Here is a 20,752-nt window from a genome sequence, read left to right as displayed (position 1 = left end):
TCACGTCGTGAACGGGAACCCGTACAGGTGCACGGCGACGTTCTCGCGGCCCTTGGCGTCACCCGCCTCGGCGGCCGCCTTGCCGCGGGCCGTCCACCTCAGGACCACGTCGTCGATCTCCTGCCTGAGGCCGCGCAACTCCTCGGCGGTCAGCGTGAGCAGGAACTCCGAGCCGAAGGAGGAGTCCTGCCAGTCCTCGCTCCAGGCCCACTGGGCGTCGAGGTAGCCGTCGTACATCTCGGTGAGCTGGCGGGCGTGCAGGCGTGAGATCGCCTGGTGGGCCACGGCGCCCTCCGGGTTGTCGCGGAAGTCGGAGTTGCGGGTGGAGAAGCTCTCCGCGGACGTCCGCCACCAGCGCTCCCGGCCGTCGCCCCGGCCGCTCTCCGCCTCCTCGATGAGGCCGTGGGAGGCGAGTTTGCGCAGGTGGTAGCTGACCAGGGAGACCGCTTCGTCCACCTGCTCGGCGAGCTGCGAGGCCGTCGCCGAGCCGGCCACCTTGAGCGCGCGGTACAGCTTCATGCGCAGCGGGTGCGCCAGCGCCTTGAGGGTGCCGACGTCCTGGACGCGCTGCCGCTCGTGCCTTGCCATGCCTCCATCCTAGATGCGAAAGAAAAATTGCGCAATAAAAGTTGCGGACTTCGCTTTTCTGTCTGCCCCGGGGCGTAGAACTACTTCCGCACCACCGACGAAGGGAGCAAGAGTATGAGCGAGGCGCCCCAGGGCCGTCCGGCCACGTTCGCGCTGATCCACGGCGGCGGCAGCTCGGCATGGGACTGGCACCTGGTCGAGGCCGAGCTGCGCGCCTGGGGCCACCGCACGGTGGCCGTCGACCTGCCGATCGAGGACGAGTCCGCCGGCCTGGCCGACTACGCCGACGCCGTGGCGCGGGCCGTCGGCGAGGCGGACGAGCTGGTCGTGGTGGCCCACTCGTGGGGCGGCTTCGTCGCGCCGCTGGTCTGCGACCGCCTGCCCGTCAAGCTGCTCGTGCTGGTCACGGCCATGATCCCGGCGCCGGGCGAGCCGCCGGGCGAGTGGTGGGCCAACACCGGCCACCGCAGCGCCGAAGACCTTGACACGATCGCCCAGTTCATGCACGACGTCCCGGCGGAGCTGGCCGCGGAGGAGCTGACCCGTGGGCGTCCACAGGCGGAGAAGTCGTCCGTCGAGCCGTGGCCGGGCACGGCGTGGCCGGACGTGCCGACGAAATTCCTGCTCTGCCGGGACGACCGGTTCTTCCCGCCCGAGTTCATGCGGCGGGTGGTCCGGGAACGGCTCGGTGTCGTGCCCGACGAGATCGGGGGCAGCCACATGGTCATGCTGTCGCGGCCGAAGGAGCTGGCCGAGCGGTTGGAGGCGTATCTCACAGTGTGACGCACCGCATCACGAGGTAATCTTTTGTACTGACCAGTCAGTTCAAGAGATGGGGTTGTGGTGATCGTCGCGGAGGGCTTGTCGATCGAGGGGGTGTACCCGGCGGTCTCGCTGAAGGCGGGCCCCGGGACGCTCACGGCGGTCGCGGGGCCGGCGGGCAGCGGGCGTACGAGCCTGCTGCTCACGCTGGCCGGGCGGATGAAGCCGACGACGGGCACGCTCTCCGTCGCCGGGCACGCCAGGCCGCGGGCCATCCGCAAGGTGGCGGCCCTCGCGCTGGTGGACGGCGTGACGGATCTCGACAGAGCGCTGACGGTCAAGGAGCACCTGCGCGAGCGCAGGCGCAAGCCGTACCAGGAAGTCCTGAAGCGGGCGGGGCTCGCGGCGCCGGACACGACGCCGGTGAGCGAGCTGGACCGCGAGCAGCAGGTGCGCCTCGGCGTCGCCCTGGCCCTGCTGGACGAGCCCGCGCTGATCCTCGCCGACAACGTGGACGCGGGCCTGCCCGACGACCGCGTGGGCGAGCTGTGGGACCTCCTGCGCGGCCTCGGCACGGCCGTGGTCGCGAGCTGCGTGCGCCCGCCCGCCCGCTACGACCACCTCGTGGAGCTGTGATGAAGGGCATGCTGCGGTCCCGGTTGACCCGGGCTGCGCTGGCGGCGGTGATCGTGCTGCCGCTCCTGTACGCCGGACTGTACCTGTGGTCGTTCTGGGACCCCCAGGGCAACCTGGACCGGGTCCCGGTCGCGCTGGTCATGGAGGACCGTCCGGCCACGGTCGACGGCAAGACCCTGCACGCGGGCCAGGACCTGGCCGACGAGCTGCGCGAGCGCCGGACGTTCGCCTGGCACGAGGCCACGCCCCGGCAGGCGGCCGACGGGGTCGCCGACGGCAGCTACTACCTGTCGCTCACCGTGCCCGCCGACTTCAGCGCCCGCCTGGCCTCGCCGTCCGACGACACGACGACCCCCACCCCCGCCCAGCTCGGCCTGCGTGTGGACACCGGCCGCAGCTACATCGTCGGCAGCATCTCCGACGCGGTCTTCAACGAGGTGCGCGCCGCCGCCGAGCGCACGGCCGTCCACGACTACTTCGACAAGGTCTTCGTCTCGATCGGCGACATCCACGACGCCACCACCGAGGCCGCCGACGGCGCCGGCAAGCTGCACGACGGCGCGGTCAAGGCCGGCGACGGCGTCTCCCGGCTCAACTCCGGCCTCGGCACCGCCGAGAACGGCGCCCAGCAGCTCTCGGTCGGCCTGAACAGCGCCAACACCGCCACCGGCAAGCTCCGGGACGGCTCGGCGCAGGTCACCGGCGGCATCGGCAAGGCGCAGCAGGGCATCGGCGAGCTGCGGGACGGCCTGGCCAAGCTCCGCCGCGAGGGCACCTCCGAGCTACGGAAGGGCACCCGCAAGGCGGCCGACCAGGTCCACACCCAGACGCGCGCGGTCAACCAGCTCGCCGACAAGTACGTACCGGTGCTGAACGAGTGGGGCCCGAAGGTCGCCGACGCCGCCGAGCAGGTGGCCGACGCCGCCGACCGGCTCGCGGACGGCTCCGGCACGGGCACCGGCGCGACCCGCGCCGCGGGCAGCGCCCGGGAGGCCGCCTCCCAGGCCCAGGCCGCCCTCGACCGCCTCGGCGCGGACGCCGACCCCGAGCTGCGCTCCCTGCTGCGCAGCGCGGCGAACGCCGCCGAACGCGCCGCCGAGCAGGCCGGCTCGGCGGGCACCGGCGGTTCCGGCGGCGCCTCCGCCCTGTCCGCCCAGGCCCGCGAGCTGGCCAGGAACGCCCGGAAGATCGCGGCCGTGGCCCCGCAGATCGGCCCCAAGGTCGACCAGGTCAGGAGCCAGGTGAACGCCCTGGACGACGGCCTGGCCAAGCTGGCCGCCGGCGCGGCGACCGTGGACGCGAGCCTGGCCAAGGCCGGCACCGGCGCGGGCACCCTCTACCAGGGCGCGACCAAGCTGCACGACGGCTCCGCCAAGGTGACCAGCGGCCTCGGGCAGCTCGGCGGCGGCCTGGTCAAGCTGAGCGACGGCGCCGGGACCCTGTACGCCGGGGTCGACCGGCTGCACGACGGCGCGGGCCAGGTCGACAAGGGCATGGACCAGCTCGCCAAGGGCTCGAAGGACCTGGCCGGCGGGCTCGGCGAGGGCGCGGAGAAGATCCCCGACTACGACGCCCGGCAGCGGGCCGCCCGCGCCGACGTGATGAGCGACCCGGTGCGGCTGGCCAAGACGGTCGACAACGAGGTCCCCAACTACGGCACCGGCTTCGCGCCGTTCTTCCTGCCGCTGGCGCTCTGGGTGGGCGCGATGATCACGTTCATGGTGCTCAAGCCGTTGAACCAGCGGCGGCTGGCCGGGACGCAGGGCGGGGTGCGCATCGCGCTGGCAGGCTGGCTGCCCGCGGTGGCGCTGGGCGCGGCCCAGGTCGGGGTGCTGGCGGCGGTGCTGCGGTTCGCGCTCGGTCTGGAGGCGGCGCACTGGCTCGGGGTGATCGGGCTGCTGCTGCTGGCGGCGGCCGCGTTCCTGGCGGTGGTGCAGGCGGTCAACGCGCTGCTCGGGCCGCCCGGCCGGGTGGTGGGGCTGGCGCTGCTGATGCTCCAGCTCACCTCGGCGGCGGGGACGTACCCGATCGAGACCTCGCCCGGGTTCTTCCAGACGATCTCGCCGTGGTTGCCGATGAGCTGGGTCGTCTCGGCCCTGCGCAGGCTGATCAGTGGCGGCGATCTGACCGTGGTGTGGCAGGCTTGCGGCGTGCTGTCCGCATTCCTCGTGCTCGGGCTCGCGCTGACCACCCTCGCGGTGGAGCGCGGCCGCGTCTGGTCCATGAAGCGCCTGCACCCCGAGCTGTCGCTGTGAGCAGGCAGGACACCCGGGCGAAGGTGTTCACGGCGGCGGTCGAGCTGATCGCCGAGCAGGGCTACGCGGCCACCACGGTCGACGCGATCGCCGAGCGCGCCGGGGTGGCCAAGGGCACCGTGTTCTACAACTTCGGCAGCAAGGAGGGCCTGTTCTCCGCGCTGCTCGACCACTCGATCGAGCGGCTGGCGGGCGCGCTGGCCGCCGCCGACACCGGGGAGAGCGGCGTGGCCGCCCTCGACTCGGTCGTGCTGGGCCAGCTGCGCTTCTTCGAGGAGCACGGGCCGTTCGCCCGGGTGCTGCTGTCCGAGATGTGGCGCACCGCCTGGCAGGAGGCGGTGGCCCGGCTGCGCGAGAGCGCGCTCGGCGTGTACGCGGGCGTCCTGCGCAGGGCGGCGGCGAGCGGCGAGATCCGCGCCGACCTCGACGTGGAGACGGCGGCGACCGCCCTGTTCGGCATGGTCCTGACGGTCGCCATCGAACGCCGCGCCCTCTACCCCGAGCGGCCGATCGAGCAGACCCACCAGACCCTGGTCGAGCTGCTCAACGGCCGCATCAGGTGAGGCGTCAGCGCACCGGCAGCTCGTAGACGCGGCGCACGCTGCTGCCGAGCTTGCCCACGTCCGCGCCGTACACGTGCAGCGACACCCCGACCTCGTCGCTGGTGTTGAGGACCATGTGGATGTCGCCGGGAGGGGCGAACCCGCTGACCTCGCCCGGCCGGTTGTCGGCCCGTCCGATCTCCACCAGGTGGTCGCCCATGTCGCGGTAGAGGGTCTCGTGCTCGATGCCGCTGAGGATGCCGAACGTGCACCACGAGACGTGGTCGTGGATCACCGTGTACTGGCCGGGACGCCACACGACGGCCACGATCGAGAACTCGTCCTGGGCGTGCAGCAGGTGTGAGGTGTAGCGGTCGGGCGTGCCGAGGCGCTCCTCGGGGGTGAGGACGTCCATGCCGGGCAGCCGGTCGCGCAGCAGGTCGGCCACGGCGAACGCGGTCTCGCGGGCGGGGAGCTTTCTGGCCACGATCTCGGAGATGCCGGACACCAGCACGTCGAGCCCTGGCCTGGTGGTGGTCGCGACCATGTTCACGGTGTCCCCCTAGGGAAAATGTGGCAATTTGTCCTCCCTCTCTACGGTGTCTCAAGTGAATCGATAGGTCCAACAGAAGTCTTCTGGCCCATCGATAGATACGATTGATGAATGCTCGACGTCGCCCGGCTCCGCGTCCTCGTCGCTGTGGCCCGCAAGGGGTCGCTCACCGCGGCCGCCAAGGAGCTCCACTACTCCCAGCCCTCCATCAGCCACCACCTGGCCCGGCTGGAGGCCGAGACCGGCGCCAAGCTCGTCCAGCGGGTGGGCCGCGGCATCCGGCTGACGGAGGCGGGCCGGATGCTCGCCGACCGGGCCGCCGACATCATCGGCCGGATCGACGCCACGGCCGAGGAACTGGCCGCCCACGTGGGCCTGCGCGAGGGGCGCGTCCGGCTGGCCGCCTTCCCGTCAGCGCTGGGCACGTTCATCCCGTCCGCCGTCCGCCGCCTGTCGGGCGCCCATCCGGGGCTGCGCATGCAGCTCACCGAGACCGAGCCGCCCGAGGCCCTCAGGCTGCTGCGCGCCGGGCGCGTCGACGTCGCGGTCATGTTCCGGTACGACGACACCGCCCCCGAAGAACCCGGCCTGCACCTGATCCACCTCTTCGACGACCCCAGCTACCTGGTCTCCATCGGGCCCGGCGGCGAGCTGGCCGACCATGCCGGCTCCCCCTGGATCGCCGGCTGCGACCGCTGCCGCAGCCACCTGCTCGACATCTGCGCCAAGGCCGGTTTCGAGCCGCGCATCTCCTTCACCAGCGACGACATCGTGGCCGTGCAGGCGCTCGTGGCGGCCGGCATGGGCCTGACCGTGCTGCCCGGCCTGGCGCTCACCGCCCACCGCAACCCCGACGTCGAGGTGACCCGGGTGCCCGGTTCCACCAGGCACGTCTACGCCGCCGTCTACGGCGAGCCGCCCCATCCGCCGGCCACCGGCGCCCTGCTCGAAGCGCTGACGGAAAGCCTGTCACCCGCCCGGGAAAATCGTTGACGACGTCCCTACGATGAGCACATGCCGGACATCACGCATCTCGCACTCTTCTGCGCGGCCACACTCGGGCTGCTGCTGGTCCCCGGACCGGCGGTCCTCTACATCGTCACCCGGAGCGTCTCCCAGGGCCGGTCGGCCGGGCTGGTCTCGGTGCTGGGCGTGCACACCGGCTCGCTGGTCCACATCGGCGCTGCGGCCCTCGGCATCAGCGCGCTGATCGCGGCCTCGGCGACCGCGTTCACGGTCGTCAAGTACGTGGGCGTGGCGTACCTGCTCTGGCTCGGCCTGCGCAAGCTGATGAAGCGCGGCGGGGAGTCCGAGGAGGTCGTCGAGCTGAAGGTGCAGTCCAGGCGGCGGCTGTTCTGGGAGGGGTTCGTGGTCAACGTGCTCAACCCGAAGACGGCCGTGTTCTTCCTGACCTTCCTCCCGCTGTTCACCGACCCGGCGGCGGGGCCGGTGGGGCCGCAGATCCTCCTGCTCGGCGCGTTGTGGCTGGTGCTGGGGATGGCCAGCGACGGCATGTACGCGCTGCTGTCGTCGGTGCTGGCCGCGCGGCTGCGCGGGTCCGTACGGGCCCGGCGGCGGCTGGACGTGAGCAGCGGCCTGGTGTACCTCGGGCTGGCCGCCTGGCTCACAACTGAGAAGGCATGACAAGCCGGGAAATTTTGCGTCCATGATGCGATAGTGAGATCAATCGGGGGACGAAAAGCCGGGACGTAGCAGCTAGGCGGACCCATGGACGCGCCACCGCACCGCCTCGGCCTCGAACGAGTCGTCGAGGTCTACTCGGGTCACGACGACGTGGTCGGCGTGACCGGAACCGGCCATGTGGTCGGCCCGGAGCTCGTGCTGACCTCGTCCCTGGTGGTGGACCCCGGAGCGCCCTGTCACGTGCGCCCGCCGTGGTCGTCCCGGTGGGCGGCGGCCGAGCAGGTCTGGCGCGGGCACGGCGCGGCGCTGCTGCGGGTGCCCGGACCGCCGTGGGCCGACGTCCCCGGCATCGGGCACGTCCGGTGGGCCGTTCTGGCCGGGGAGCGGGTGCCGTGCCTGGCCATGGGGTTCCCGCGGGCGCGGCGGAGGGCGGGGTTCAGGGACGTCCGGGTGCTGTCCGGCCTGGCCGACGCCCCCGCGGGTCCGGCGTCGCGGACGCTCTCCATGGACGTGCTCAGCCCCTCGCCTCCCATGGACGTGCGGGCGGGTCTGACCGGGGCCGCGGTGCTGGCCGAGCCCGCCGGGCAGGTCGCCGCCGTCGTCGTCGCCTCGGCCGCCGGGCCCGCCGGGACGCGGCTCGACGCGGTGCCCGTGCGCGTGCTGCTGGGCGACGACCGGTTCCGCGCGCTCACCGGGACGCCGCCGGGCCCGCTGGAGAGCGTTTCCGCCGGTGACGGGCGGGTGGTCCTGTCCGGGCTGCTGCTGCCGGCGCGTGAGCCGTTGCCGTCCGACTGCCCCGACTGGCGGCTGCTGCTGCCGCGGCACGCCGTGGTGCCGTACGCGGGGCGCGGCGGGCAGCTCGCGGCCCTGCGCGCCTGGGCCGCGGAACCGGCCGCGCTGTCGGTCGCGGTGGTGACCGGGCGGAGCGGCACGGGCCGTACCCGGCTGGCCGGGGAGCTGTGCGAGGAGCTGCGGGAAGCGGGCTGGGACGCCGGTTTCCTGGCCCTGGACGCCGCGCTCGCCGCCCTGTCCGGGCCCGAGGCGGTGCCGCTGGAGGCGGTGCGGCCCTCGCTCGTCGTCGTGGAGTCGCCGGAGCCGTCCGCTCCGCTGGTGGGCGAGCTGATACGGCGGCTGGCCAAACACGGGCACAACCCCCGCGTACGGGTGCTGTTGCGGGCCCGCGAGCCCGGCGACGCGGAGTGGTGGCGGCGGCTGGACACGGCGGCGGGCGGCTGGCTGCGCCGGCTCAACACCACGACCGTGCAGCTCAACCAGCATCCACTCACCCTGAACGAGCGCACCGAGCACGCGTTCACGGCCATGAAGGCGTTCGCGCCGAGCCGGGCCGCGCTGCCCACTCCCCCGCGCCTGGACGACCCCGAGTACGGCCTGCCGCTCCGCGTCCACCTGGCGGCCCTGCTGCGGATGCGCGGCGGCGAGACGGAGGTCCTGCCCGCGCCCGCCGTCCCCGGCACCCTGCCGGGCGGCGGCATCGGCGCCCCGCCCTACCGGACGGCGCCGGAGCCCTGGAACGCCTTCCGTCCCGGCGGCCGGGGCGGGACCCGGACGCGTCCGTTGGCCGGCTCCGGCGAGGAACTGCTCGGCCGCTTCCTCGACCGCGAACGCGACCAGTGGGCCACCGTCTGGCCCGCCGGCCGCGAGCAGGTGGACGAGGTCACCGCCCGGCAGGCCGTCGCCCTGCTCACGCTCACCGCCCCCACCCCCGCCGAGCTGCCCGGCCTGCTGTCGGCCGTGCCCGCCCTGCACGGCGATCCCCATGCCGCGGAGGTCGTCGCCGACTGGCTGGGGCGCGTCTTCCCCGGCGTGGACCGGCTGTGCCCGCTCGGGCCCGACCTGGTCGCCGAGCAGGCGCTCGCCGAGACCGAGGACCTGGACGCGCTGGTCCTGGCCGTGCACGACCACGAGCGGCGCTCGCCGGGGCACCTGGTGCGGCTGCTCGACGTGCTCCGGCTGGGCGCGGGGCGGGAGGAGGTGGGGCGGGCGCTGCGGGTGCTGGTGACGTCCAGGATCGGGGCGCTGGTCGCGGAGGCGGCGGCGAACCCCGCCACCCGGCTCGGCGACCACCTCAACGCCGCACTCACGATGCTGCCGGACGACCGCGCGACGGTCGCGGCCGTGGCCACACTGCCGGGCGCGGCGGTGGCCGCGCTGCCGGATGCGGCGCGGGCGGGGGCGCCGCTCGGGCTGCGGGCTCTTGAGGTGACGCTGGCCGAGCTGGCCGTGCGGCATTTCCGGGAGGGGGGCGGGCGGACCGCGCTGGCGGGTGCGCTGTCACGGCTGTCGGCCCGGCTGGCGGCCGTGGGACGGGTGGGTGAGGCGGTGGTGGCCGCCGCCGAGGCCGTGGAGATCTTCGCCGCCGCGCCCCCGTACGAGGAGGCGGCCGGTCAGGCGGAGGCGCTGTTCGTCCTGGGCGCGTGCCTGCTGCTCGCGGGCGAGTCCGGCAGCGCGCTCAGGCCCGCCCAGGAGGCGGCGACCCGGTTCCGCATCCTGGCCGAGGACGACCCCCGGTACGCGGCGCGGGCGGCTCGGGCGTACCACAACCTGACGTGCGCGCTCCTGGACTCGGGGCGGACGGGCGAGGCGGTGGAGGCGTTCGCGGCGGCGGGCGGGGACGACGAGGTCGCCGCCGCTCTGGCGGGCGTCCTCACAGTGAGTGTCTTCCCGACGCTCCCCCTCCCCGAGCCACCCACTCCCGTCCGAGCCCCGACACCCAACCCCCACGAACAGCCCCCCACGCCCGGCGTGCCCGGACGGACCCCTACACCTGGCGCCCTCGACCAGCCCCCCACATCCGGCACCATGGGACAGTCCCCCACGCCCCGCATCTTCGGACAGACCTCCGCCCCCGGCCTCCTCGGGTCAGGCCCTATGCCCGGTGTCGTCAGGCGGGCCCCCGCCCCCATCCCGCCCCTCGACTTCGGCGGCCCCGATCCTGAGGCGATGGCCGAACTGGCCGCCTGTCTCGTCGTGGCGGCCACGGCGGCCGTGGCGGGGGCGGCTCCGACCGATCGGGACCTGGCTCAACGGCTGTGCCTGCTGGCCGCGTGGCTCGGGGAGCACGGCAGGGCGGTCGAGGCCGTCGCCCCCGCCGCCGAGGCCGTCGTACGGCTGCGCGGCCTGGCGGGCGAGGAGCCGGGCCTGCGGCAGCTGCTGGCCGAGGCCGCGGGCCTGCTGGCCGGCTTCCACCGCGACCTGGACGACCTGGACCAGGCCGAACGGTTCGCCGCCGAGGCCGTGCGCAGCCTGCGCGCGCTGGTCGCGCTCGAACCCGACGAGCACCGCCCGTCCCTGGCCGCCCAGCTCCTGGACCTGGGCGAGCTGCTGTTGACCGACGGCCGCCCGCACGAGGCGCTCGACCCGCTCCAGGACGCCGCGATCCTCGCCGCCGAGCTGGACGGACGACGGCACACGGCCGCCAAGGCCCGCTCCAGGCACCTCCTCGGCCTCTGCCTGGCCGAGCTCGACCGTCCCGCCGACGCCCGTGCCCACATGGAGGCGGCGGCCGGGTTTTATGACGTTCTGAGCGCCGATGACCCGTCCTGTCGGCGGCACCGGGACGAGGTCCGGGCCTGGCGGGAATCGACGGACGACCCCGCCACCGCCACCGGGGAGGCCGAGCAACCCTGGATGCTGTCCCTGATCACCCCGCCCCCCGACGTGGCCAGAGCCGAACGACACCTCGCCGAACGCCGCGCCGCCGCGGAGGGCGCGGAGGGCGCGGAGGGCGCGGAGGGCGCGGAGGGCGCGGAGGGCGCGGACGGGCCGGAGATCACGCAGGTGCACGCGTACGTCGCCGCCCAAGCAGCGCTGGCCCGTGCCTGGGCCGACACGGGACGCCCCCGCGACGGGTTCCTGCTCGCGACGCAGGCCACCGACCTGCTGCACCAACCGCCGCCGGTCACGTACGCCCCGAAGGCGGACGTCCGGGTGACGGACGGCCAGGTGACGAGCGCCCCGACCATGGGGGACTCGAAGGCGATCAGCCCCGAGGCGAGCCGCCCCGAGATGGGCGGCCCGGAGGCGAGCGGTCCCGAGATGGGCGGTCCCGAGACGGGTGGTCCGACGGCGGGGGGTTCGGTGGCGGGTGGTGCGGGGGTGGGCGGGAGTGTGGTGGGTGGGGTGGTGGCGGGGGCGCTCGGGCGGGCGCTCGTGGGGCTCGGGCGTCACCGGGAGGCGTTGCCGTGGTTGCGGGCCGCCGTCGAGTCGTACGGGCCGCAGGCCGAGGTCAGCTTCGCGGTGCAGCAGGAGCTGGCGAAGCTGCTCATCCTGGAGATCGTCGCGCTGGACGGCACCGGCCACCTGGACGCCGCCGACGCCGAGGCGGAACGGCTGGTCGCGGTGTGCGAGGGCCTGGTGGCCGAGCGCCTGGAGTCCCCGATCGCGCTGGCGGGCGCGCTGCGCCTGCACGCCGGCCTCCGCCGGTCGCGCGGGAACGTGGAAGGAGCGCTCCAATCGGTCACCCGTGCCCTGGACATCCTCGTCCCGGAGCCGCCCGAGCGCACCCGCCTGCTGACCGCCACCTGCCTGGAGCTCAGCGGCCTGTGCCACGCCGACCTGGACGAACGCGACCTCGCCGCCGCCGAGCTGGCCAAGGGCATCGCCCTGACGGCCGAGGACGGCCCGCTCACCCGCGACCTGACCGGCGTGCACGTGCAGGCCCTGGCCCGCCTGGCCAGACTCCGCGTGACCGGACACGGCCCGTCCGCCGGGATCGACCTGTACGCCCAGCTTCTCCGGGTACGTCCGCTGCCTCGCCCCGACGTGCTCACGACAGTCGTGGACGAGCTGTCGGCCCACCTGCGCACGGCCACCGCCAGGACGGCTGTCAGGCTGCTGCCGCAGCTCACGGCGTTCGCCGAGGCGTTGGAGCACTGGGCTCCGGTCAGCGAGAACCCGCTGCTCCACGAACGGTTCGGCCGCTGCCTGATGCTGAGCGGCGGGACGGCGGCCCCGGCCGTACGCGTCCACAAGGGGCTGGCCGCGATCGACCCCCGCCACCGGCGCTCCCTGGGCCTGGCGCTGGCCGCGCTCGGCGACGCCGACCTGGCCACCTTGGAGCAGGCCGTCGACCTGCTGTCCGAGGACGGGACGGCGCTGACCGAGACGCTGAACAGGTACGCGGTCAGGCTGCTGGAGGCCGGCCGGGCCGTGGAGGCGCTGGCCCACGCCGAACGCGCCGCCGACCTCTGCGACGAGCTGGACGAGCCCGCCGTCGCCGCCGTCACGTACGCCCAGCTCGGCGCGGCGCTGGCCGCCCTGGACCGCCCGCAGGCCGCGTTGGAGGCGGTGACCTGGTCCCTGGCCGAACAGGAACGCGCCACGCAGGAGCAGGGCGGGCAGGGGCGGGGTGGTGAGGCCGGGCTGCTCGGGGTGCGCGCGCAGGTGATCCAGGTGCGCGGGCAGGTGCTGCGCGCGTTCGGCAGGACGCAGGAGGCGCTGGCCGACCTGACGGAGGCCATGCGGCTCCACGTCCGGCTCGCCCGGCCCGCGGCGGCGGCCGAGGTGGCCGGGACGATCGCCGACGACCTGCTGGCCGCCGGGCGTCCCGAGGAGGCCGCCGAGTACGCCAGGATCGCCGTCACCGGCCATCCGCCGCGCACGCTCAGGCACGCCCTCGCCACCCAGCGCCTGGTCAGGTGCCACATGATGCTGGGCGAGGCGCGGGAGGCGGGCGTGCTGGCCGAGGAGCTGATCCGGCTGGCCAGGCGGACACCGGGCGACCTGACGTACCGGGCGATCCTGGCCGATTCGCTGGCGCAGAGCTCGGAGCTGCTGCCCCTGCTGCGGCCCGGCGCGGCGGCGGAGGCCGAGGCGCGGGCCCGCGAGGCCATCGCGATCTACGACGAGCTGCTGACCACGGGCATGAACGCGGAGGCGCTGCACGTCAGCCGGGCGGGCGCCGGGCTCACGCTGGCCGCCGCGCTCCGGCTCCGCGAGCAGCCGGCGGAGGCGGTGGGGCCGCTGCGCGAGGCCGTCGCCGTGCTCGAACGCCATGCCCCCGCGAACCCCCTGCTCGGTGGCATCCTTTCCCGGGCGATGCTCATGCTGGGCGACGCCCTGATGGAGTCGGGACGGGCGCTGGAGGCGAGCCTGGTCTTCCATCGCGGCGCCCAGGTCATCGGCGACGAGCCGGCCGCCGCCGTCGCCCACGCCCGGCTCGGCTTCTGCCAGCAGGAACTGGGCAGGGACGACGCGGCCGACACCGCGCTCCGGGTCGCCCACGGCCTGCTACGCGGCCTCCTGACCACAGGCGACCCCACCACCGGCGCGAACGACGGACACCTCGAACGTCGCGAACACGACGAGAACCGCGAGCTGACCGAGCTGCTCCGCGACGTGCTACGCGGCCGGCTGGGGCTTCTGGAGAAGTCCGGCAGGCGCGAGGAGGCGTCCCAGGTGGCTGCCGAGCTACGAGCGACCTAGCAGCCCCCGCGCGGAACGAGCCCACAGCGACGACACCGCGCCCGGCGAAGGACAGGCCGCGGGTGGCGGCACCGAGCCCCAGGAAGGGGTGGTCAGGGGATGGCGGCGCCGGGCCCTAGGAAGCAGGGGTGGCGGCGCCGGGCCCTAGGGAGGGACGGTCAGGGGGTGGTGGCGGACTCGGCGGTTTGTCTGGCCCAGCGGTAGTCGGCCTTGCCGGCCGGGGAGCGCACCATCTCCTCCACGAACGCGTACGAACGCGGCACCTTGTACCCCGACAACGACGCCCGGCAGTGGACGTCCAGCTCGGCGGCGGTCAGCTCGACGCCGGGGCGCGGCTCGACCACGGCCGCCACCCTGCTCCCCCACCGGTCGTCCGGCACACCGGTCACCACCGCGTCGAACACGGCCGGATGCCCCTTGAGCACGGCCTCGACCTCCTCCGGGAACACCTTCTCGCCCCCGGTGTTGATGCACTGCGAGCCCCGGCCGAACACGTGCACGGTGCCGTCGGCGTCCACGGTCGCCAGGTCGCCGGTGAGCAGCCAGCGGGTGCCGTCGGGGTCGGTGACGAACGTGCGTGCCGACTTGTCCGGGTCGTTGTAGTAGCCGAACGCCACCCGTCCCGACCTGGCCACCGTCCCCATCTGCCCCGAACCCGGCGGAACGGGACGTCCCCGCTCGTCCAGGACGCTGATCCTGGCCGACGGGTTGGGCTGGTAGCGCAGCCCGGTCTCGGGCGTGGAGCCGGGCAGCGCGGAGGCGGTGTAGCCGGACTCCGTCGAGCCGAAGCTGTCCACGATCATGACGGCGGGCAGCAGGCTCTGGAGCCGGTCACGGACCGCGCCGCTCAGGATCGCGCCGGTCGAGCTGACCACGAACAGCGACGACAGGTCGTACGTGCCCGTCTCCAGCGCCTCGGCCAGCGGCCGGGCCATGGCGTCGCCCGTGATGCTGACGGTGAGCACGCGCTCGCGCTCGACCGCCCGCCACACCTCCCCGGCGTCGAACCTGGGGACGAGCACCATCGTGCCGCCCGCCCACCAGCTGATGAACGTGGCCATCTGCGCGGCCCCGTGCATGAGCGGCGAAGTGGCCATCATGACCATCGGGCCGGCCTTGACGGCTTCGTCCACGACCTCCTGCGGCGTGGCGCGCGGGTCGCCGTACGGGTTGCCGCCGCCGAAGGCCATGAACAGGTCCTCGACGTGCCACATCGCGCCCTTGGGCATGCCGGTGGTGCCGCCGGTGTAGATGATGTAGACGTCCTGGCCGGTGCGCGGGGCGAAGCCGCGCTCCGGCTTGCCGCGCTCCAGCGCCGCCGCGTACGGCACCGCGGAGGCGATCGACGACTCGCCCCCGACCGCGATCAGATGGTCCAGCAGCGGCGCCTGGTGCGCGACGGCGGCCACGCGCGGGTCGAACTCGACGTCGTAGACCAGCGCGCGCAGGTCGGCGTCCTGGTAGAGGTAGAGCAGCTCGGCCTCGACGTACCGGTAGTTGACGTTGATCGGCACGGCCCGGATCTTGAGCGCGGCCAGCAGCCCGGCCAGGTACTCCACGCCGTTGTACAGGTGCAGCCCGACGTGCTGGCCCGGCCCGACGCCCAGGTCGGTCAGGTAGTGGGCGAGCCGGTTGGCCTCGGCGTCCAGCTCGGCGTAGGTGCGCCGGTCGGCGCCGCAGATGACGGCGGTGCGGTCCCCGATCGCGTCGGCGAGCGCCTCGAACAGGTCCGCGTGGTTGAACTCCATCAGGGCTTCTCCCGTCCGACGATCCACATCGCAAAGAACTGGGCTCCGCCGCCGTAGGCGTGGCCGAGCGCCGTGCGGGCGCCGTCCACCTGGTGCTCGCCGGCCTGGCCGCGGACCTGGAGGGCGGCCTCGGCGAACCGGATCAGCCCCGAGGCCCCGATCGGGTTGCTGGACAGCACGCCGCCCGAGGCGTTCCACGGGATGTCGCCGTCGAGCGCGGTGGCGCCGGACTCGGTCAGCTTCCAGCCCTCGCCTTCCGCCGCGAACCCGAGGTTCTCCAGCCACATCGGCTCGTACCAGGAGAAGGGCACGTACACCTCGGCCACGTCGATCTCGCGGCGCGGGTCGGTGACGCCGGCCTGGCGGTAGACGTCGGCGGCGCAGTCCTTGCCGCCCTGGGGGCTGACGGTGTCGCGGCCGGCCCGGAAGATGGGCTCCGAGCGCATGGCGGTGCCGTGCACCCAGGCGGGGGTGCCGGTGACCTTGTGCTCGGCGGCCAGGACCATCGCGCAGGCGCCGTCGCTGGACGGGCAGGTCTCCAGGTAGCGGATCGGCTCCCAGAGCATCGGCGTGGACTCGACCATCTTCTGGTCGATGCCGGGGATCCTGAGGTGGGCGTAGGGGTTCTTCAGCGCGTTCAGCCGGTCCTTGACGGCGACCAGCGTGCCGACGTGGCCTGGCGCGCCCGACCTGCGCATGTACTCGCGGATGTGCGGCGCGAAGTAGCCGCCCGCGCCGACCACGAGCGAGGCGCTGAAGGGCAGGTGGGTGGAGAGCGCCCAGGTCGCGTTGGACTCCGACTGCTTCTCGAAGGCCACGACGAGCACCCGTTCGTGCACGCCGCCCTGGATGAGGCTCGCGCCGACCAGCGCCGTCGAGCCGCCGACGCTGCCCGCGGTGTGCACCCGCATCATCGGCTTGCCCGCCGCGCCGAGCGCGTCGGCCAGGTACGCCTCGGGCATCATCACGCCCTCGAACAGGTCGGGCGCCTTGCCGACCACGACGGCGTCGATGTCCTTGAACGTCAGCCCCGCGTCCTCCAGGGCCCGCAGCGCCGCCTCGCGGACCAGGCCCGCGATGGAGACGTCCCTGCGCTTGGTGGTGTAGTGCGTCTGCCCGACCCCGATCACCGCGCACCGGTTGCCCATGATTCACGCCTCCAGGACCGTGACGAGGTTGTGCTGAAGGCAGGGGCCGCCGGCGGCGTGCCCGACGGTGCGGCTCGCGCCGCCGTCCAGGATGCGCCGCGCGGCCTCGCCGATGCGGATGAGCCCCGTGGCCATGACGGGGTTGGCGGCGAGCGGGCCGCCGGAGGGGTTGATCACCGTGTCGCCGCCCAGTTCGAGCGCCTCGCGCAGGATCAGCTCCTCGTGGGGGAACTGGGCGTGCAGTTCGGCCACCTCGACCGGGCCCTTGCCGACCCCGGCGGCTCGGGCGGCGTCGGCGGCGGAGGCCGAGCGGGCCAGCTCCCGCATGCCCAGGTAGTGGGGCTCGATGCGATGGGCGATGCCCCTGATGAAGGCGGGACGGCTGGTGAGCCGCCGGGCCAGTTCGTCCGTGGCGAGCACGATCGCCGCCGCGCCGTCCGTGATGGGCGGCACGTCCGTTCTTCTGAGGGGTTCGACGGCGACGTCCTCGCCGTCCGGTTCGAGCAGGTCGAGCGCGTACGGGTTGCTTCTGCCGTCCGCCCTGGACCTGCGGACGATCTCGTCGAGGTGCTTCCTGTCCGCGTCGAGCGCGTTCGCCTGGAGTGCGGCCAGGGAGAACTGGTCGAGACCGAGGGGTTCCAGGTAGTAGGGGTCGAGCTGGAGGGTCGTGATCGTGCGGAGGTCGCCGAGCGACGACTTGCCGAAGCCGTAGACCAGGGCCGAGTCGATGTCGCCGTGCTGGAGGCGGACCCACGCCTCGTACAGGGCCCAGGCGCCGTCCATCTCGACGTGGCTCTCGGAGACGGGCGGCCAGGCGCCGAGCGCGTCGAGGGCGCTGACGAACGAGAACGGGGCCCCGGCCAGGTAGTCGCAGCTTCCCGAGCAGGTGAAGCCGAACCTGGTCAGCCCGGTCCGCTCCTTGACCTCGCTGATCACGGGCAGGATCAGCTCGGGCTCGGTGAGCCCGGTGTCGTGGTCGGTATGGACGGTCTGCGCGAACGCGACGATCGCGACCTCTCTCATGACAGCTCCACGTCAGGCTCGCCGGTGGGGGCGAACCAGCGGATGTTCGCCATGGACTTGCTCCGCTCCTCCTCGGGCACCCAGACGGCCCTGACCCGCATGCCCTGACGCACCTCGTGCGCGGGTACGTCGCCGATGAGCGCGATCATGGGGATGTCGGCGTGGTCGAGCAGGATGTAGGCGGAGACGAACGGCACTTCCGGAGCGCGCGGATCCGGCAGGTTGTTGATGGCGAACGTGGTGATCGTCCCGGTGTCGGGGAGTTCGAGCGTCTCCGGGATGAGACCTCCGCATTGGGGGCAGGACATCCGGTAGGGCACGTACACCTGGTCGCACTGCTCGCAGCGTCCGCCGAGGAAGACGCCGCGCTCGACGCCCTCCAGGAAGACGCGGAGCGAGCCGCCCGCCTGGAGGCGGTACTCGGCGCGGACGTTGGACACGATCTTCGTGACCTCGGGCGCGAAGTGGGCGATGTCGGTGATGTGGCCGGTGGGCCGGTCGCGCCACACCGGCCAGACGCGGGAGCCCTTCGACAACGCCTTGGGGTTGTCGGCGGCGACGGCGTGCACGAGCGCGGTGTCGGCGCCGTCCAGCAGGATCGTGGCCCAGGCGAAGGGCTGGTCGAGCGGGTGGTTCGCCAGGGGCTCGGGCACCCAGGCCCAGGAGGTGACCGTGCCGGCCGGGCCGACCTCGACGTACTCGCAGGTGACGGGTTCGCCGGTGGCGGGGTCGTATTCGAGGGGCGGCACGAGGACCTTGCCCTCTTTCGTACGCACTCCGACGATGCGGCGGCCGCGTAACTCGGTGAGGAAACGCCCGATCACCGGCCCGGTCGTCCGGGTGTAGCCGCCGGGGAACTCCAGGACATGCTGGGCGACCAGCGGGTCGTCAGATGGCACGGTCGTGACCCTCCCAGTACGGTGCGCGGAGCTTGCGTTTGAGCAGCTTGCCGTTGGGCTCGCGGGGCATCTCGGCGATGAAGTCGATGCTCTTGGGCCACTTCATCCGGGCCAGGCGGCCCTCCAGTGAGGCGATCAGCTCGGCGGCGAGCCCGGGCCCCGGCGGCACGCCCGGCGCGGGCTCGACGACCGCCTTGATCTGCTCGCCCCACTCCTCGTCCGGGATGCCGAACACGGCCACGTCCGCGACCTTGGGATGGACCATGAGCTCGTTCTCGATCTCGGCCGGGTAGATGTTCGTCCCGCCGGAGATGATCATGTCGGCCTTGCGGTCGCAGAGGAAGAGGAAGCCGTCCTCGTCCAGATATCCGATGTCACCGACCGTGAAGTAGTCCTTGAGCCGGTTCGCGGCGGTCTTGGCGGGGTCGCCCTTGTACTCGAAGGGCACGCCCATCATCTTCATGTAGATCGTCCCTGGCGTGCCGGTCGGGACGGGTTCGCCCTGGTCGTCCGCGATCAGCAGCTCGCTGATGGGCCAGGCGGAGCCGACCGTGCCCGGGTGCGACTTCCAGCCCTCGGGCGTGGCCAGGGTGCCGCCTCCCTCGGTGGCCGCGTAGTACTCGTAGATGCAGTCGCCCCACCACTCGAACATCGCCCATTTGACCGGGACCGGGCAGGGGGCGGCGGCATGGATCATCCACTTGAGCGAGGACAGGTCGTACTTGGCCCTGGTGGCCTCAGGGAGCGCGAGCAGGCGCTTGAAGTGCGTGGGGACCAGGTGGGAGTTCGTGACGCGGTAGCGCTCGCACAGCCGGAGCGTCTCCTCGGCGTCCCATTTGTCCATGTAGACGAGGGTGTGGCCCATGTGCAGGGCGCTGCCGCCGAACTGGGTGACGGCGGTGTGGTAGCTCGGCGAGGTGACCAGGTGCGCGTTGGGCGGTCCGGCCGTGATGCCGAACAGGCCGAGCAGGAAGGTCATCAGCTCGGCGCCGTCGTCGGGGTCGAGGCCGCTCAGCGTGCGCCTGACGCCCTTGGGCCTGCCGGTGGTGCCCGAGGTGTAGTGCATGGTGGCACCGGCCGTGCGGTCGGGCGGCGCGGTGTCCGGCTGCCCGCCGGTCAGGTCGTCCGCCGGGCGGAAGCCGTCCTGCCGGCCGTCCCCGAGGAGGAAGCGGCGGTGCGGCTCGATCGCCTCGGCTCCCCTGGAGCCTTCCTGGAGGAAGCGGGGATGGACGAAGAACGCCTTGGCCTCGCTGTCGGACACGATGTAGGCGATCTCCGGGCCGGTCAGGTGCCAGTTGATCGGCGTGTAGTACCAGCCCGCCTGGAGCGCGGCCAGATAGAGGACGAGGCCGTCCGCGCCGTTCGGCACCAGGCCGCAGATGCCGTCGCCCGGCTGGAGGCCGAGCTCGCGTAATCCGTGGACGAGGCGGTTCGAGCGGGCCAGGAGGTCACCCGCGCGGTGCTCCGTGCCGTCGGGGTCGACGGCCGCGATCCACTCGGGATCCGCCTGCGCCAGCCTCCAGAAACCGAGCGTGCCCATCTGATCTCCTCAGCTCAGGCGTAGCAAAACAGGAACTTGTTCTCGTTTGCTGTGCGGAGCGTATCCCGCGGGTAAAGTCCGTAGCAAGCGCTTGATTCTGTAGCTTCTGGGACTTGGGAGGCGTACATGGAGCTTCTGCCGATCAGCACCCCGCACTGCCGGGTGGAACGCGACGGCCACGTCCTGACCGTCACGATGAACCGGCCGGAGGCCCGCAACGCCCTCTCCTCGGACATGCTGATCGGACTGGCCTCGGCCTGGGCGTACGCGTCGGCCGAGCCCTCGATCCGGGTCGCGATCCTGACCGGGGCGGCGGGGACGTTCTGCGCCGGGGCCGACCTCAAGGCCATGGGTCAACCCTCGACCGATCCGGACGTCCAGGCAAGGGCCGCCCAGATCCCGAATTTCCACTGGAAAGGGCTTCTGAGGGAGGACCTGCCGACGAAGCCGATCATCAGCGCCGTCGAGGGTCACGCGGTGGCCGGTGGCACGGAGTTGCTGGTCGGCACCGATCTGAGGGTGGTGGCGGAATCGGCCACCCTGGGGCTCTTCGAGGCCAAACGTGCGCTCTTCCCGATGGGCGGCAGCGCGATCCGGCTGCCGCGCCAGATCCCGTACTGCCACGCCATGGACCTGCTGCTCACCGGCCGTTCCGTCACCGCCGCCGAGGCCCTGGCGATGGGCCTGGTCAACCGGGTCGTGCCGGACGGCCAGGCGCTGGCGACGGCTCGTGAGCTGGCCGAGGACATCGCCGGTTCCGGGCCGTTGGCGGTGCAGGCCATTCTGCGGACGTACCGGGACACGCTGGGCATGCCGGAGCCGGAGGCCCTGAAGGTGTCGGACGAGCTGGGCTGGCCGGTGATCGGCTCGGAGGACGCCAAGGAGGGCACCCGGGCGTTCCGCGAGAAGCGCCCCGCCCGGTACGAGGGCCACTGACCCCGGGACACGGAGAGACGCACGTCACATCCAT

The 20,752-nt window shown here is 73.2% G+C and carries 15 protein-coding genes; 8 read left to right on the top strand and 7 right to left on the bottom strand.

The features are described from left to right. Positions 1-588, bottom strand: coding sequence for a helix-turn-helix domain-containing protein (locus tag AB0J97_RS09600; RefSeq protein ID WP_357702906.1), 588 nt, complete (start codon positions 586-588; stop codon positions 1-3). A 114-nt stretch (positions 589-702) separates the two neighbouring features. On the opposite strand from AB0J97_RS09600, the gene AB0J97_RS09595 reads away from it, so the two are divergent. The 4 genes from AB0J97_RS09595 to AB0J97_RS09580 are packed head-to-tail and all read left to right on the top strand — an operon-like array spanning position 703 to position 4,804. After that, entirely contained in the window at positions 703-1,371 is a 669-nt protein-coding gene (locus tag AB0J97_RS09595; RefSeq protein WP_364086552.1) for an alpha/beta hydrolase, read from the top strand. Between the two features lie 60 nt (positions 1,372-1,431). After that, on the top strand, positions 1,432-1,986 hold the full coding sequence (locus AB0J97_RS09590; RefSeq protein WP_364086550.1) for an ATP-binding cassette domain-containing protein: 555 nt from the start codon (positions 1,432-1,434) through the stop codon (positions 1,984-1,986). Then, positions 1,986-4,241 carry a YhgE/Pip domain-containing protein gene (locus AB0J97_RS09585; RefSeq protein ID WP_364086548.1) on the top strand — a complete coding sequence of 752 codons (2,256 nt, stop codon included), beginning with the start codon at positions 1,986-1,988 and terminating at the stop codon, positions 4,239-4,241. The genes AB0J97_RS09590 and AB0J97_RS09585 overlap by 1 nt, the downstream gene beginning before the upstream one ends. Continuing rightward, complete coding sequence (locus AB0J97_RS09580) at positions 4,238-4,804, top strand: TetR/AcrR family transcriptional regulator (protein ID WP_364086546.1); 567 nt, start codon at positions 4,238-4,240, stop codon at positions 4,802-4,804. Before AB0J97_RS09585 ends, AB0J97_RS09580 begins: the two co-directional genes overlap by 4 nt. A gap of 4 nt (positions 4,805-4,808) precedes the next feature. On the opposite strand, the gene AB0J97_RS09575 is transcribed toward AB0J97_RS09580, so the two are convergent. Then, complete coding sequence (locus AB0J97_RS09575) at positions 4,809-5,330, bottom strand: cysteine dioxygenase family protein (RefSeq protein ID WP_357703067.1); 522 nt, start codon at positions 5,328-5,330, stop codon at positions 4,809-4,811. 117 nt (positions 5,331-5,447) lie between these two features. On the opposite strand from AB0J97_RS09575, the gene AB0J97_RS09570 reads away from it, so the two are divergent. The 3 genes from AB0J97_RS09570 to AB0J97_RS09560 all read left to right on the top strand — a co-directional run bounded on the left by AB0J97_RS09570 (position 5,448) and on the right by AB0J97_RS09560 (position 13,424). Beyond that, positions 5,448-6,329 carry a LysR family transcriptional regulator gene (locus AB0J97_RS09570; RefSeq protein WP_364086544.1) on the top strand — a complete coding sequence of 294 codons (882 nt, stop codon included), beginning with the start codon at positions 5,448-5,450 and terminating at the stop codon, positions 6,327-6,329. Positions 6,330-6,350: 21 nt separating this feature from the next. Further along, the gene (locus AB0J97_RS09565) at positions 6,351-6,980 is read left to right on the top strand and encodes a LysE family translocator (RefSeq protein WP_364086542.1); all 630 of its coding nucleotides are present in this window, start codon (positions 6,351-6,353) and stop codon (positions 6,978-6,980) included. An 84-nt stretch (positions 6,981-7,064) separates the two neighbouring features. Next, the gene (locus AB0J97_RS09560) at positions 7,065-13,424 is read left to right on the top strand and encodes a hypothetical protein (RefSeq protein ID WP_364086539.1); all 6,360 of its coding nucleotides are present in this window, start codon (positions 7,065-7,067) and stop codon (positions 13,422-13,424) included. A 158-nt stretch (positions 13,425-13,582) separates the two neighbouring features. Here AB0J97_RS09560 and AB0J97_RS09555 read toward each other — a convergent pair whose 3' ends face one another. Genes AB0J97_RS09555 through AB0J97_RS09535 form a run of 5 tightly spaced genes read right to left on the bottom strand, consistent with a single transcriptional unit; the run spans position 13,583 to position 19,782 of the window. Further along, positions 13,583-15,172: an acyl-CoA synthetase gene (locus AB0J97_RS09555; protein ID WP_364086537.1), complete on the bottom strand. Its 1,590-nt coding sequence runs from the start codon at positions 15,170-15,172 to the stop codon at positions 13,583-13,585. Then, positions 15,172-16,320 carry a thiolase domain-containing protein gene (locus tag AB0J97_RS09550; protein ID WP_357702923.1) on the bottom strand — a complete coding sequence of 383 codons (1,149 nt, stop codon included), beginning with the start codon at positions 16,318-16,320 and terminating at the stop codon, positions 15,172-15,174. The genes AB0J97_RS09555 and AB0J97_RS09550 overlap by 1 nt, the downstream gene beginning before the upstream one ends. A gap of 3 nt (positions 16,321-16,323) precedes the next feature. Next, positions 16,324-17,343: a thiolase domain-containing protein gene (locus tag AB0J97_RS09545; RefSeq protein ID WP_364086534.1), complete on the bottom strand. Its 1,020-nt coding sequence runs from the start codon at positions 17,341-17,343 to the stop codon at positions 16,324-16,326. Further along, positions 17,340-18,242, bottom strand: coding sequence for an OB-fold domain-containing protein (locus tag AB0J97_RS09540; RefSeq protein ID WP_364086532.1), 903 nt, complete (start codon positions 18,240-18,242; stop codon positions 17,340-17,342). The genes AB0J97_RS09545 and AB0J97_RS09540 overlap by 4 nt, the downstream gene beginning before the upstream one ends. Continuing rightward, the gene (locus AB0J97_RS09535) at positions 18,232-19,782 is read right to left on the bottom strand and encodes an acyl-CoA synthetase (protein WP_364086530.1); all 1,551 of its coding nucleotides are present in this window, start codon (positions 19,780-19,782) and stop codon (positions 18,232-18,234) included. The genes AB0J97_RS09540 and AB0J97_RS09535 overlap by 11 nt, the downstream gene beginning before the upstream one ends. A gap of 126 nt (positions 19,783-19,908) precedes the next feature. On the opposite strand from AB0J97_RS09535, the gene AB0J97_RS09530 reads away from it, so the two are divergent. Then, complete coding sequence (locus tag AB0J97_RS09530; RefSeq protein ID WP_364086528.1) at positions 19,909-20,718, top strand: crotonase/enoyl-CoA hydratase family protein; 810 nt, start codon at positions 19,909-19,911, stop codon at positions 20,716-20,718. Positions 20,719-20,752: the final 34 nt, after the last annotated feature.

This window comes from Nonomuraea sp. NPDC049607, assembly GCF_040675375.1.
In the GTDB taxonomy this organism is placed as follows: Bacteria; Actinomycetota; Actinomycetes; order Streptosporangiales; family Streptosporangiaceae; genus Nonomuraea.
The sequence above is the reverse complement of the archived record's forward strand: the minus strand, read 5'-3'. Positions and strand labels throughout refer to the sequence as shown.